The 11,647-nt window shown below is 46.8% G+C and carries 8 protein-coding genes; all 8 read right to left on the bottom strand.

What is annotated here, in order from left to right:
* Positions 1-12: 12 nt before the first annotated feature.
* Entirely contained in the window at positions 13-4,524 is a 4,512-nt protein-coding gene (gene gltB, locus NTZ10_06820; GenBank protein ID MCX5749934.1) for a glutamate synthase large subunit, read from the bottom strand.
* On the bottom strand, positions 4,525-4,743 hold the full coding sequence (locus tag NTZ10_06815) for a hypothetical protein (GenBank protein ID MCX5749933.1): 219 nt from the start codon (positions 4,741-4,743) through the stop codon (positions 4,525-4,527). It lies immediately after the preceding gene.
* Positions 4,744-4,817: 74 nt separating this feature from the next.
* Positions 4,818-6,152, bottom strand: a complete 1,335-nt coding sequence (locus tag NTZ10_06810; protein ID MCX5749932.1) for a glutamine synthetase family protein — start codon at positions 6,150-6,152, stop codon at positions 4,818-4,820.
* A 49-nt stretch (positions 6,153-6,201) separates the two neighbouring features.
* On the bottom strand, positions 6,202-6,546 hold the full coding sequence (locus NTZ10_06805; protein ID MCX5749931.1) for a P-II family nitrogen regulator: 345 nt from the start codon (positions 6,544-6,546) through the stop codon (positions 6,202-6,204).
* Positions 6,547-6,566: 20 nt separating this feature from the next.
* Positions 6,567-7,787: an ammonium transporter gene (locus NTZ10_06800; protein MCX5749930.1), complete on the bottom strand. Its 1,221-nt coding sequence runs from the start codon at positions 7,785-7,787 to the stop codon at positions 6,567-6,569.
* Between the two features lie 208 nt (positions 7,788-7,995).
* Positions 7,996-9,216, bottom strand: coding sequence for an ammonium transporter (locus NTZ10_06795; protein ID MCX5749929.1), 1,221 nt, complete (start codon positions 9,214-9,216; stop codon positions 7,996-7,998).
* A gap of 14 nt (positions 9,217-9,230) precedes the next feature.
* Positions 9,231-9,917 carry a hypothetical protein gene (locus NTZ10_06790; GenBank protein MCX5749928.1) on the bottom strand — a complete coding sequence of 229 codons (687 nt, stop codon included), beginning with the start codon at positions 9,915-9,917 and terminating at the stop codon, positions 9,231-9,233.
* Positions 9,918-10,070: 153 nt separating this feature from the next.
* Positions 10,071-11,627: a sigma 54-interacting transcriptional regulator gene (locus NTZ10_06785; GenBank protein MCX5749927.1), complete on the bottom strand. Its 1,557-nt coding sequence runs from the start codon at positions 11,625-11,627 to the stop codon at positions 10,071-10,073.
* Between the last annotated feature and the right edge of the window lie 20 nt (positions 11,628-11,647).

Here is an 11,647-nt window from a genome sequence, read left to right as displayed (position 1 = left end):
TTTTATCTTCTCCTACCCTTCCGGATCCGGCGGTGTTTCTTCATATTTATAAGTGCCGTCAGCTATAAGTATGGATTTGTATTCTTTCGGTATGACGCGTATGATCCTTTTTATTTCCTCGGAAAAATTATCGAGGATCTTTTTCGCGACATCACTTCTGGTATATTTGTAATGGTTTTCCAGAAGATACATTAAGATCGATTCATCTCTGACGGACGGCATACTGAGCTCTACCATCGCTGTATTGCACCTTTGAGCGAATTTTCCGTCGATATCATATACATAAGCTATTCCGCCGGACATCCCGGCGGCAAAATTCCTTCCCGTCTTTCCGAGTATCGCCACGCGGCCGCCCGTCATGTACTCACAGCCGTGGTCCCCGATCCCTTCGACTACCGCATAAATACCGGAATTCCTTACACAGAATCTTTCTCCAGCAATGCCTCTTATGTAAGCATCTCCTCCCGTGGCTCCGTAAAAAGCCGTGTTGCCGATCACGATATTTTCTTTGGCATCGAACCTGGATGATCTGTCAGGATAAACGATGATCTTCCCGCCCGAAAGTCCTTTGCCGACATAATCATTGCATTCACCCTCAAGCTCCAACGTGACCCCCTTTGCGAGAAAAGCCCCAAAGCTCTGTCCTGAACTCCCCTTGAATTTAAGTCTTATAGTGTCATCGGGGAGACCTTCTTCCCCCCATTTTTTTGAGATCCTGGAGCTGAGCATCGTACCCACCGTCCTGTTGTGATTTTTTAGCGTCATTTCTAAAGTAATATTTTGCCTTTTTTCTATCGCCGTATCGCATTTTTCTATGAGTATTTTATCAATGACATTTTTTAGTCCGTGGTCCTGCAACCTTGGCCCGTTTATCTGCATGTCCGGCTTGAACAGGATCTTTGAATAGTCGATATTTTTGCTTTTCCAGTTAAGCAGATTTTCGTCGATCTCCAGGAGGTCCGTCCTTCCGACAAGCTCGTCGATCTTTCTGACCCCAAGCTGCGCCATTATCGCCCTTGCTTCTTCCGCAACGAACTTAAGATAGTTCTCCAGATATTCCGGTTTGCCCGCAAACCTTTTTCTGAGGGCCTCATCCTGGGTCGCTATACCTACCGAACAATTGTTAAGATGACAATGCCTAAGCATCACGCATCCCATCGTCATAAGGGCAGGTGTAGCAAAACCAAACTCGTCAGCTCCGAGTATCGCAGCCATTACAATATCGCGCCCCGTGCGCAGTTGGCCGTCAGTCTGCAGCTTTACTCTGCTCCTGAGATTGTTAAGCACCAGCGTCTGATGCGTTTCTGCCAGCCCGAGTTCCCACGGCAGCCCGGCATGCTTTATGGAACTTAGAGGTGACGCACCCGTGCCGCCGTCACCGCCGGAGATGAGTATCATATCGGCATGTCCTTTTGCGACACCGGCAGCGATCGTCCCTACTCCTGTCTCTGAAACAAGTTTTACGCTCACCCTCGCCTCCGGATTTGCGTTCTTAAGATCAAATATCAACTGCGCCAGATCTTCTATTGAATAGATGTCGTGGTGCGGAGGCGGTGATATCAGTGTGACCCCCGGGACCGAATACCGTATCCTGGCGATAACGGCATTGACTTTATGTCCGGGAAGCTGGCCTCCCTCCCCGGGTTTTGCTCCCTGTGCTATTTTGATCTGAAGTTCATCCGCGTTCACAAGATAATTGCTCGTAACCCCGAACCTGCCCGAAGCGACCTGTTTTATCGCGCTCCTTTTGCTGTCACCGTTGGCAAGCGGTTTGAATCTTGCGGGGTCCTCTCCACCCTCACCGCTGTTGGATCTTGCTCCGAGACGGTTCATCACGATGGCTATCGTTTCGTGAACTTCCTTGCTGACGGAACCATAGCTCATCGCGCCTGTCACAAACCTTTTTACGATCTCGCTCGCACTCTCTACTTCGTTGATCGCTACAGCAGCCTGTTCTTTGAATTTCAGGGCGCTTCTTAAAGTGCAAAGATGACCTTTCTGGTCGTTTACCAGATCGGCAAACTCCCGGTATTTTACAGGATCATTATTCCTTACAGCCTGCTGGAAGCTGCATATTGCCGCGGGACTCAACAAATGGAATTCCCCGTCCTGCCGCCACTGGTAGATGCCGCCCGAGGGAAGGATCTGCATCTCCGTTTCCTGTCCAAAAGCAGAATTGTGCCGCATGACTGTTTCTTTTTCGATAATATCCGTGTTTATGCCGCCTATCCTTGATACGGTACCGAAAAAATATCTGTAGATCACCTCGCTGCCCAGACCGACCGCTTCAAATATCTGGGCCCCGCGGTAACTGTCAAGCAAAGATATCCCCATCTTTGAAAGGACTTTCAATATTCCTTTTTCGATCGCTTTTATGAAGTTCTTTTTTGCGTTCTCAAGCGTGACATCGAGTTTTTCCTCGTTTACGATCTGATCGACGACCTCATACGCCAGATATGGGTTAACACAGTCAGCGCCAAAGCCGAACAGAAGAGCAAAATGCATCACTTCCCTCGGCTCCATGCTTTCGATAATGATGGCAGCTTTTGATCTTGCTCCCTGCCTTATAAGATGGTGTTGCACCGCACCCATCGCAAGAAGAGAAGGTATTGCCGCTTTCTTTTTATTGACCCCTTTATCGCTCAATATCAGCAAAGAATAGCCTTCGTCTATTACCTGCAACGCTTCGTTGCAGACGCGGTCTATCGCCGATTTGAACGAGCCGGCTATTTCCGGATCAAAGAGCAAAGATATTGTCTTTGACTTCAGGCCGTTCACATCGATACTTTTTATCTTTCTAAGCTCTTCATCGGTCAGGATCGGGTTTATCACGTTCAACTTTCTGCAATGAAGATGCCCCTCTGAAAGGAGGTTCTGCTGCGGTCCGATTGCACTTTCAAGGGACATGACCAGTTCTTCCCGGATCGGATCTATCGCGGGGTTCGTCACCTGGGCGAACAACTGCTTGAAATAAGAGAACAGCATCTGCGGTCTTTCCGAAAGCACCGCATACGGGATGTCATTCCCCATGGAGCCGATGGGCTCCTGACCTTTTTCTATCATCGGCTTAAGAATGAACTTAAGATCTTCCCTTGTATAGCCTGCCGCTTTTTGGAGTTTAAACAGGTCGGTTGCTTTTTCTTTGCCGTTATCTGAAGGAGTTTTTATTTGATCCAAATGCACCAGGTTTTCTTCAAGCCATTTACCGTAAGGCTTTCTTGACGATATTTCATCCTTTATTTTTTTGTCATCGATTATCTTTCCCGCGACCGTGTCCACAAGGAACATTTTCCCGGGAGAAAGCTTTCCTTTTTCCACAACTCTATCAGCCGGAATATCAAGCACTCCGACTTCCGAAGCCATCACAACAAAGTCATCTTTTGTTATCACATACCTGCAGGGCCTGAGACCGTTACGGTCCAGTATTCCTCCGATTATTTCCCCGTCCGTAAAACAGATCGCGGCCGGCCCGTCCCACGGCTCCATCATGCAGGAATGGTATTTATAAAAGTCCCTGTGTTCTTTTTTTATAAGTTCGTTCTTTTGCCAGACCGCCGGGATTAGCATCATCATCACGTGAGGAAGAGACCTCCCCGCAACGACCAAAAGCTCAAACACATTGTCAAAAGACGCCGAATCGCTGCCGCCAGGGACGACCGCCGGCAGTATTTCTTTAATATCATCTCCGAATACCCTGCTTTCGAACAACTTTTCCCTGGTGTTCATCCAGTTTATATTCCCGCGCAGAGTATTTATCTCGCCGTTATGAGCAAGGAACCTGAACGGCTGCGCAAGGTCCCAGGTCGGGAACGTATTTGTGCTGTATCTTGAATGGACCAGCGCCAGGCAGGATTTTATCCTCTTGTCTTTTAATTCCGGAAAGAAATCCTTTATCTGCTTAGGCATCAGGAGTCCTTTGTAGCAGATGGTCTTCGAGGAAAGGCTGACTATGTAGAAAGAATCTTTTTGTGTGATCCCGCTGTTCCTTATGAAATTCTCTATCTTTTTTCTTGCAATATAGAGTTTTACCTCGAAATGCTGCCTGCTTGCAGTGCCCCTTCCGGCACCGGTAAACAGATATTTTATGACCGGTTGTGTTTTTTTTGCGGTACGGCCTATTGCTGAATCATCAACAGGAACTTCTTTAAAACCCAAAAAATCCAGAGATTGTTCTTTTAGAAGCCTCTCGATATTTTCTTCGCAGAATAACCTGTCGTTACTGCCGGCCGGTAAAAATATTATCCCGGCAGCGAACTTCTCGTGTGACGGGATCTTTTTGCCCTCTTTTTCAAACTCATCCTTGAAATATTCGTAAGGCAGCTGGATCAGTATGCCGGCACCGTCCCCTGTCTTTGGGTCCGCGCCTACCGCGCCCCTGTGGCTCAATCTTTCAAGGACTTCGATGCCCTTTTCGATCATCTCGTGTGATTTTATCCCTTTGATATTGCAGACAAACCCGACACCGCAGCTGTCATGCTCAAAAGAGCTGTCATAAAGTCCCGCTTGTTTAATGGGGTATGGCATTCAAATCCTCCACAGCCCTAACTTTTTCAGCTTTGCAGAAAGCGTATTTCTGTTTATCCCTAAAACTCTCGCGGATTTGAGCTTGTTCCCGTTCGTATAATCGAGCGTCGCTTCAAACATCTGTTTTTCCAGCGCTTCCACAAGAGTTTTGTATATTTTTCCCCTGTATTCGATAAAGAACATCTCATTAAGGTCTTTTTTTATTTCGTCGATTTTCATGTTCTTTTGCCTATTTTTCACGCATCGATACTGAATAAATAGGCGGGACGACAGCCGCCCCGCCTTATTTTAACTTATAATATCGGCAAATACCTCTTTATTTCATACTCCGTGACCTGGATCCTGAAATCATCCCATTCCTGTTTTTTTACAGTTATGAATCTTTCAAATGTGTGTTTGCCAAGAGCTTCTTTGACAAGCTCGCTCTTTTCCGTTATTGCGATGGCTTCGCCGAGGCTTGCAGGAAGAGATTTTATTCCGCGCTCCGCCCTTTCTTCATCGCTCAGATGATACAGGTTAAGTTCCATCGGCTCAGGAAGTTTATAACCTTCTTGGATCCCTTTTAAGCCGGCCTGTAACATGACCGCGAATTGAAGGTATGGGTTTCCCGATGGATCAGGACATCTCAATTCCATCCTGGTCGCCACTTCTTTGCCCGGCTGGTACATGGGAACCCTGACAAGAGCCGACCTGTTGCGCCTTGACCAGGCGATATACACAGGAGCTTCAAACCCTGGCACCAGTCTTTTATATGAATTCACCCCCGGAGCAAGTATCGATATCATTTCAGGCGCGTGTTTCAAGATGCCGGCGATATATGATTTTGCTATATCTGACAGATTGTACTTGTCATTTGCATCATAAAAGGCATTTGATTTTCCCTTGAACAGCGACTGGTGGACATGCATGCCGCTCCCGTTCTGCCCGAAGATCGGTTTCGGCATGAAAGTAGCGTATACTCCATGCATTGATGCGATCTCTTTTACGGTCAGCTTGTATGTGACCGTATTGTCCGCCATCTTCAGCGCGTCGGCATATCTCATATCTATCTCATGCTGTGAAGGAGCGACCTCATGGTGGGAATATTCTATTACCACGCCAAGCCTTCTCAGCGCTTTGATGGTATCACGCCTCAGGTCAGATGCCATATCAAGCGGAGTAAGATCAAAATATCCGCCCTGGTCCAGGATCTCGGTACCTTCGGAGTTTTTGAAATAAAAATATTCGAGCTCGGGTCCCACATAAAAATGATCGAAACCCATTTTATTCATCTTCTCCAATGCCCTTTTTAAAATAAACCGCGGATCACCTTCGTAAGGTTTGTGCTTGCCGGCTGCAGGCTGGAAGATATCACAGATCATCCTTGCAACCGGGGTTTCCTGCGGTCTCCATGGAAGAATAGCGAATGTCTCCGTGTCCGGCATCGCTATCATGTCTGATTCCTCGATGTCCTGGAACCCTGTTATTGACGATCCATCAAAGCCCATTCCCTGCGTCAGCGCACCCTCGAGTTCATCTGGTCCGATCGCGAAACTTTTAAGGATACCGTTGATATCAGTGAACCATAATCTAATAAATTCAATATTGTTATCTTTAACCTGTTTTAATATCTCTTCTTTGCTCGTCATTTCAATTCTCCTCCTATTATTTATTTGTAAGGGCGCGGGATATTTATCTTTACAGAGCTTTGTTCCCCCTTTCCCCGGTCCTGACCCGGACTATGTTATCTACCGCGTATGAAAATATCTTGCCATCCCCTGTTTTCCCCGTCCTGGCCGCTTCTTCTATCGCTTTTACCGCCCTTTCCGAGTCAAATTCGTCCACTACGATCTCTATCTTCAATTTTGAGAGGAACTCGACCCTGTACTCTCCCGCCCTCCATTCGAGGACGACTCCCTTTTGACTGCCTCTTCCTTTAACTTCGGTAACTGTCATGCCAATGAACCCCGCAGCCTCAAGTGCCACCCTGACATCTTCGAGTTTTTCAGGCCTTATTATCGCCTCAATTTTTTTAAATCCCATCTTAAACACCTCCTATTTTTTTAGATCGAATAAGCACTTTCACCGTGCTGGCTAAGATCGAGGCCGATCTCTTCCTCATCCTCCGTGGCCCTGAGGGAGAACATCGCGTCAACGATCTTTGCGAGCGTAAAACTTACTGTGAACGAGAATACTGCGATAACCGCGACTGCCAGCAGCTGGATATAGAATTGTCCGGGATTCCCGAAAAATAAACCGTTCGCTCCGTTAGGGTTTATTGCTTTTTCCGCTAAAAGTCCTGTAGCTAACATCCCTGTTATGCCTCCCATCCCGTGGCAGGCAAAGACATCGAGAGAATCGTCCAGATTCGTTTTCATCCTTATGATGATCGCATAATACGAAATAATCGCTGCCACCGAGCCTATAGCGATCGCCGAAAGCGGGCTTACAAATCCCGCTGCCGGTGTTATTGCAGCCAGCCCTACTATAGCTCCTGTGCAAATTCCAAGAACACTTGGACGTTTATGTATCCAACTTATTATCATCCAGGTAAAGGCTGCGGCAGCCCCGGATGTATTTGTAGCGACAAAAGCTGATGTGGCGATCCAGCCCGATGAAAGCGCCGAACCTGCGTTGAAGCCGAACCAGCCGAACCATAAAAGAAAAGCACCTATTACCGTCAATGGTATGCTAGATGGTTCCATGGGATATTTTTTATATCCCATCCTTTTCCCAACGACTAACGCTACCGCCAGAGCCGAAATTCCTGCTGTTATATGCACGACCGCACCTCCGGCAAAATCAAGAACTCCCATGTTCTTCAGCCATCCGCCCGCCCCCCAGATCCAGTGAGTTACCGGACAATAGATAAATGTTGACCACAAAAATGCATACAGCAGGAATCCGGGAAAATTTATCCTTTCGACGAAAGCCCCCGTGATCAGTGCCGGCGTGATTATCGCAAATGCCATCTGAAATACCATAAAAGCCAGATGAGGGACAGTTGCCGCATATGATGCATTGGGGGCTGCCCCGATCCCCCTTAGGCCTACCCACTCCAACCCACCGATTATTCCGTGCTTATCAGGCCCGAATGCCAAAGAATAACCGAACAGAACCCATGTGACCGATATCATCGCAAGTATTGCGATTGATAACATTAAAGTCGAAAGAATATTTTTCTTTCTTACCATTCCACCATAAAATAATGCCAATGCCGGCGTCATAAGTATCACCAACGCTGTCGAGATCAAGACCCATGCCGTATCTGCGTTGTTTATCATGTTAATATCCTTAAAAATCTCCTGTCTATCTATTCAATATTGAGCAATTTCACCGCCAAATCTATCTTTTTATTCTTTTTGCCTATTTCAGGCCAAATATTTTTAATGCCCTTCGGTTTTATTTATTATTTGTAATACATAAATGTATCTTTATTTATATATATACTACATTTTTGTATCTTCACCTTAATCAGCAAATACTCATTTTTTAGATAGAATATGCGCTTTCCCCATGTTGACTTATATCAAGCCCGACATCTTCCTCGCTGTCAGTTGCCCTAAGCGAGAAAACCGCATCAACCACCTTTGCAAGGATAAAACTTACTGTAAAGGCGAAAACAGCAACAACTACGACAGTAAATAACTGTATGTAGAACTGATGGGGGTTCCCAAAGAATAGACCGTTCGCTCCTGCCGGGTTTATGACCTTTTCCGCGAACAAGCCCGTCATAAGCGCTCCGGTGATCCCTCCCATCCCGTGACAGGCAAAAACGTCAAGAGAATCGTCAAGATTGCTTTTCATCCTTATCAGGATGGCATAATATGAGATAATTGCAGCTGCTGATCCGATTATTATTGATGATAACGGACTGACATACCCGGATGCCGGAGTTATTGCGACAAGCCCGACAACCGCTCCGGTAGCAAGGCCAAGAGCACTGGGTCTTTTATGCACCCAGCTCACTATCATCCATGTCAGGGCTGCCGCTGCTGCTGCAGTGTTAGTGACTACAAAAGCGGATGTTGCCAGTCCGCCTGACGAAAGCGCCGATCCCCCGTTAAAGCCAAACCAACCGAACCACAAAAGAAATGCTCCGAGAATCGTAAAAGGGATGTTCGATGGTTCCATCGGGAATTTTTTATACCCTTTTCTTTTCCCTATGACCAGGGCCATGGCCAAAGCCGAGACCCCGGCAGTGATATGAACGACCGTTCCGCCCGCAAAATCCAGGGCGCCGAGATTTCTCAGCCAACCCCCTATTCCCCAGACCCAGTGAGCGACCGGCGCATATATAAAAGTGGACCACATAAGGATGAAGACAAGGAATCCCGTAAAATTGACCCTTTCAACAAAAGCACCGGTTATTAAAGCCGGCGTGATTATCGCGAACGCCATCTGGAACGCCATAAAAGCAAGATGCGGTATTGTAGGAGCATAACCCGCAAACGGCTGCTGGCCCACCCCTGACAGTCCGAGCCAATTAAGACCGCCTATCAGACCATGCTTGTCGGGACCGAATGATAAAGTATACCCGTATAATACCCACTGGACCGATATAAGTGCGAGGATCGTCACTGAAAGCATGATCGTCGACAGGATATTTTTTTTTCTCACCATTCCCCCGTAAAAAAATGCAAGCGCGGGGGTCATCAATATGACTAATGCCGTCGAGATCAAGACCCAGGCCGTATCTCCTGAATTTATCATCTTATTTCTCCTTTCTAAATATTTATGTCAAGCTGAGTTGTCACGACAGGCTTTGCCCCATTATTATATGTACCGTATCCGAATATAATTGAAGTATTCGGTGAGAACGCGTAAGAAAATCCGTAAAACAGCGCGCCAAGGGTTGATTTTGTGCCCGCATAATCAACGCATGCCCAGATCTTGTCCGTCAAATACTTGTCCCAGGTAAGAATGATCCCGCTGTTATCTGGATTCCCCGAGGGATCGACAAGAACTTTGTAATTTCCAGAGAAATATCCGGCTGTCAGACGCCCTATCGCGGGGAAAGTCTTGGCGACCACTCCGTATAAAACATTTTGGTCCGTCACTCCTGCCGAAGTCCCGAAACCGTATCCTCCCACAGCAAAAGCCGGAATACTTTCGTTTTCCGGAAGCCCGAACTTCGCGTTGAAAGCCAACGGACTAGCCTGGGGCTCAAAAATATCGAGCCCTAATTCAATATTTGGTGTAAGGCCGTATTCCAGTCCGGCATCAGTCGGAAAAGCGTATCCTCCGTCGGCAGGGCCCTGCACCGTGAAATAATTATCTATTCCAAAATGCCAGGCCCCTTTTGCCTGGATATCCGTTGACGGATTCCATATCTGTGTGGATGGGGTCGCCTCGGACGCTGCACTTAATAGCAACAAAAGCAGCAGGGTCTTTATCAGATATTCTTTTCTCATGATTCCGTCTCCTTTCCGGCCTGTTTGACAGAAAGATGAGCAATTTGCCTGCCGAGGGAAGATCAAGAGAACATTAGAGGGAAAGCGCGGCAACTGATAACAATTTTGTAGAATGCCTACAGAATATTTTACGTTATTGTAGTTTTGGAGGTATTAGGCGCGGTATTTTTTGTAATCGATATCATACTGGCTAAGTTTATAGCCGAATATTCTTTCGGTGGTCTGAAGCAGCTTTGCTGATCTTGATATGTTCCCGCGCATGGTTTTTAAAGCATCCACGATAATATCTTTTTCAAAGCCGGAAACAAGAATTTCGAGCGACTGCTTTATCTCTGTCTTTGTATCGGTAGCCGTCTGGAGCGTCGGGGGCAGGTGATGCGCATATATCACCTCTCCCTCGCACATAAGTACCGCTCTTTCGATACAGTTCTCAAGTTCCCTAACGTTGCCGGGCCAGTGATAACTCATTAGCGCATCTATTGCCGGGGTTGATATTCTTTTTATGTTCTTCTTGTTCTCCTTGGCATATTTTTCCAGGAAATATTCCGAAAGAAGCAGGATATCGTCCTTTCTTTCACGCAAAGGAGGGATATATATCGGAAATACGTTCAATCTGTAATAAAGGTCTTCTCTGAAATTGTGTTCGCTTATCAGTTTTTCCAGGTTCTGGTTGGTCGCGGTTATCAGTCTGACATTACATTTTATCGTTTCAGTGCCGCCAAGACGTTCGAACTCTCTTTCCTGTATCACCCGGAGAAGTTTTACCTGCGTCGACTGGCTGAGGTCTCCTATCTCATCAAGGAAGATCGTCCCGCCCTCTGCCAGCTCGAACCTTCCGGCCTTTCTTTCGAACGCCCCTGTAAAAGCTCCTCTTTCGTATCCAAAAAGCTCTGCCTCTATCAGGTTCTCGGGAAGCGCCGCGCAGTTGACCTTTATGAAGGGCCTTTTCGCACGGAGACTATTATAATGTATGGCGTGCGCGACCAGCTCTTTACCTGTCCCGGATTCCCCTCTAATAAGGACCGTCGCGTCGCTCTTTGCCACACGGCCTATCATCATGAAGACCTCGCTCATCCTGCTGCTGTTGCCGATTATGTTCTTGAAGCTGTATTTCTGCTTCAACTCCTCGCGCAGGTTTATATTCTCCTCCAGCAATTTATCCTTTTCTGACTGGATCAACTGGTGTATCTTTACCGACTGTGCGATCATCGAAGCGACTATTGTCAAAAACCTGACATCCTCTTCAAGCGGCATATCAGGGCTGAATATCTTGTCGACCGAAAAAGCTCCTATCACGTTCTTGCCGATCTTTATCGGGACACAGATGAACGAGATGTCCTTTTTAACGACATCTTTTTTTCTTGCTTTGGTCTTATTCAAAAATAACGGCTCTTCCCCTATTTTCGGGATGATTGCCGGCACACCGGTCTCAACTACTTTTCCCGTGATACCTTCACCGATCTTATAAATACCTCTTTTCTTTTCCGATTCCGTAAGACCGTGAGCGACTTCGATAAAAAGCTCTCCCGTATGCAAATGCAGGAGAGTGACCGTTCCCCTCGTCATGCCCAGATGTTTATCCAGGACCTCCATTATCGAATACATGGATCTTTCCATGTCAAGGGTAAGCCCGAGCGCCTGGCTGATCTCATACAACGCTGTAAGTTCATGGACTTTCCTTTGTAAAAGCACACCTTTTAGTTCGGTCATATAATTATTATACGATACAA

It is taken from the genome of Candidatus Saganbacteria bacterium, from assembly GCA_026387835.1.
In the GTDB taxonomy this organism is placed as follows: Bacteria; Margulisbacteria; WOR-1; order JAKLHX01; family JAKLHX01; genus JAPLKZ01.
Note: the sequence above shows the minus strand (reverse complement) of the source record. Positions and strands in the feature narration are given on the sequence as shown.

Bases quoted from the DNA above. Each gene is read 5' to 3' on its own strand.
- gltB (MCX5749934.1), bottom strand. From the start codon at position 4,524: ATGCCATACCCCATTAAACAAGCGGGACTTTATGACAGCTCTTTTGAG.
- NTZ10_06815 (MCX5749933.1), bottom strand. From the start codon at position 4,743: ATGAAAATCGACGAAATAAAAAAAGACCTTAATGAGATGTTCTTTATC.
- NTZ10_06810 (MCX5749932.1), bottom strand. From the start codon at position 6,152: ATGACGAGCAAAGAAGAGATATTAAAACAGGTTAAAGATAACAATATT.
- NTZ10_06805 (MCX5749931.1), bottom strand. From the start codon at position 6,546: ATGGGATTTAAAAAAATTGAGGCGATAATAAGGCCTGAAAAACTCGAA.
- NTZ10_06800 (MCX5749930.1), bottom strand. From the start codon at position 7,787: ATGATAAACAACGCAGATACGGCATGGGTCTTGATCTCGACAGCGTTG.
- NTZ10_06795 (MCX5749929.1), bottom strand. From the start codon at position 9,216: ATGATAAATTCAGGAGATACGGCCTGGGTCTTGATCTCGACGGCATTA.
- NTZ10_06790 (MCX5749928.1), bottom strand. From the start codon at position 9,917: ATGAGAAAAGAATATCTGATAAAGACCCTGCTGCTTTTGTTGCTATTA.
- NTZ10_06785 (MCX5749927.1), bottom strand. From the start codon at position 11,627: ATGACCGAACTAAAAGGTGTGCTTTTACAAAGGAAAGTCCATGAACTT.